The sequence below is a fragment of the Rhizobium altiplani genome (assembly GCF_001542405.1).
Classification (GTDB): Bacteria; Pseudomonadota; Alphaproteobacteria; order Rhizobiales; family Rhizobiaceae; genus Rhizobium; species Rhizobium altiplani.
Genome location: NZ_LNCD01000047.1, coordinates 288 through 2,021, shown reverse-complemented (window position 1 = coordinate 2,021; position 1,734 = coordinate 288). Strand labels below are relative to the sequence as shown.

Genomic DNA, 1,734 nt, shown 5'->3' with positions numbered 1-1,734 from the left:
TTCGCATTCTCGGCGATCAGATGCTGATTCCTTTCAAACTCGGCCCAGCTAATATAGCCTTCATGATGGTCGTGGATCAAAACTTCCCAGTCCTTCGAATTACGCCGCAACGTATCACGGATGATCCGTTTGCGCCCATCCTTGATCATCACCCGTGTCCCACGCCGGCCGTAGGCGTACGAGCCAGCGTAGACGGGGTTTGTCAGTATGTGATGAAGGGTATGATAAACCGGAGCTTTCCACTCGATCGGCGGTTTGCCGCGCCCTTGATTGACAGACGGAACCAAGACATTCTCTTGTCTGAACCAGAGCAACACCTGGCGGACGGTCTGCAGTTCGGCGAATTTACGAAAGACGAGCAGAATGCTCTCCTGAACGCGCCGATCAGGATCTTTCTCGACACGGGCATCATCCGTCTTCACATATCCGACGGCAACAGTCAGATGAAGTTCGCCGCGCCGCGCCTTTTGGCGCATGGCCTCGACGGATCGTTGCCGAAACACGGATAACTCCATCTCGCTCATCGTACCCTTCATGCCAAGAAGGAGGCGATCGTTAGGCGAGCGTGGATCGTAAATAGCCTCTTCGTCAACGATTAGAGTGCCGACCAGACCACAAAATTCCAGCAACGTATGCCAATCACGGCCATTGCGCGCCAGACGTGAGGCCTCAAGCGATACGACTGCTCCCACCCGACCTTCACATATCGCCGCCAACAGCTTCTCGAATCCTGGGCGGGCGGTGCCACCTCCGGATCGTCCAAGGTCATCGTCGACGATCTCGACGGTCTCCCAACCCAACTGTCGAGCACGCTCGACTAAGCCGTACTGCCGTCGTTGGCTTTCCAGGTTATTGGCAACCTGGTAGGCCGTCGACTGCCGGACGTAGACGAAGGCGCTAAGGCTAAGATGGTCGGCGGTAATCTTACTCATTGCCCGCCTCCTTTCCGCCGTCGGCGCACCGCTTTGCCGCCGCTTCCGTCAACAGTAATTGCAGGAGCGTTAAGGCTTCCCGGCGCTGGGTGTCGCTCAGGTCTACCGGCCGGGCTGTCACGAACAGATCCAATTGCATGCGAAATTGCTTTCTCATGGCTTATCCCTTCGGCTTCTTGAACCGAGCGAAAAGGTACGTGAGAATCAATGAATGCGCGCAGTTCAATAAGCTTGGCTGCCGAAAGGCGCGGCTCGGCTACAATCTCGATCGAACTCGCCGCAGGATCAAACATCCATGCGGGGATTTGAAATGAGCCACCATGGGCTTGTCGAATCAGCAGATAATGAACACCTTCGTGCTCATGGCTGCCGGTTACCAATACAGTTTGGTCAACCAGTGGATGGAAGGGATACCTGACCGTGGACTCGAATGCCAGAAACCCGGCATTATGAACCCGGCTTCGACGGTGGCGGCAAGACCTGGGCGACCATCGCGACGCTTCTGCAGACGGCAAACAAAGATGAACAACGTCGATCCGCAGGCCTGGCTAACGCAGACGCTTGAACGCCTTGCCAATGCCTGGCCCAGCACCAAAATCGAAGCGCTCATGCCGTGGAATTACGCCGCCTGAACGGCCTCGGCTTGTTGCTTACTCGGCATCGCAGCCGCCGTTATCTTCTGGCTTTGATCTGAGTCCTGAGCCTAGTCACCTGGAACCAAAGTAAGCTTCATTTTGTTTGGCTTCTGTTAGAAGAGCAGGAGTTGATTGATGGTTGGCAGGCAAGCAGGCCTCGTCGTTCT

At 55.8% G+C, this 1,734-nt stretch carries 2 protein-coding genes and 2 pseudogenes; 1 reads left to right on the top strand and 3 read right to left on the bottom strand.

Translation table 11 applies throughout. The annotated features are described in order from the left end of the window. The 3 genes and pseudogenes from AS026_RS09705 to AS026_RS43180 form a co-directional block, all read right to left on the bottom strand. Positions 1-932: recombinase family protein (locus tag AS026_RS09705; RefSeq protein WP_131815295.1), on the bottom strand; the 932-nt coding region annotated here is incomplete at its 3' end. Beyond that, positions 925-1,089, bottom strand: a complete 165-nt coding sequence (locus AS026_RS43185; protein WP_245307414.1) for a hypothetical protein — start codon at positions 1,087-1,089, stop codon at positions 925-927. The genes AS026_RS09705 and AS026_RS43185, both read right to left, overlap by 8 nt. A 106-nt stretch (positions 1,090-1,195) precedes the next feature. After that, positions 1,196-1,312: pseudogene (locus tag AS026_RS43180) on the bottom strand (hypothetical protein); the annotation flags it as partial. A 77-nt stretch (positions 1,313-1,389) separates the two neighbouring features. On the opposite strand from AS026_RS43180, the pseudogene AS026_RS39615 reads away from it, so the two are divergent. Beyond that, positions 1,390-1,564 (top strand): annotated as a pseudogene (locus AS026_RS39615) (transposase domain-containing protein); the annotation flags it as partial. Positions 1,565-1,734 lie beyond the last annotated feature (170 nt).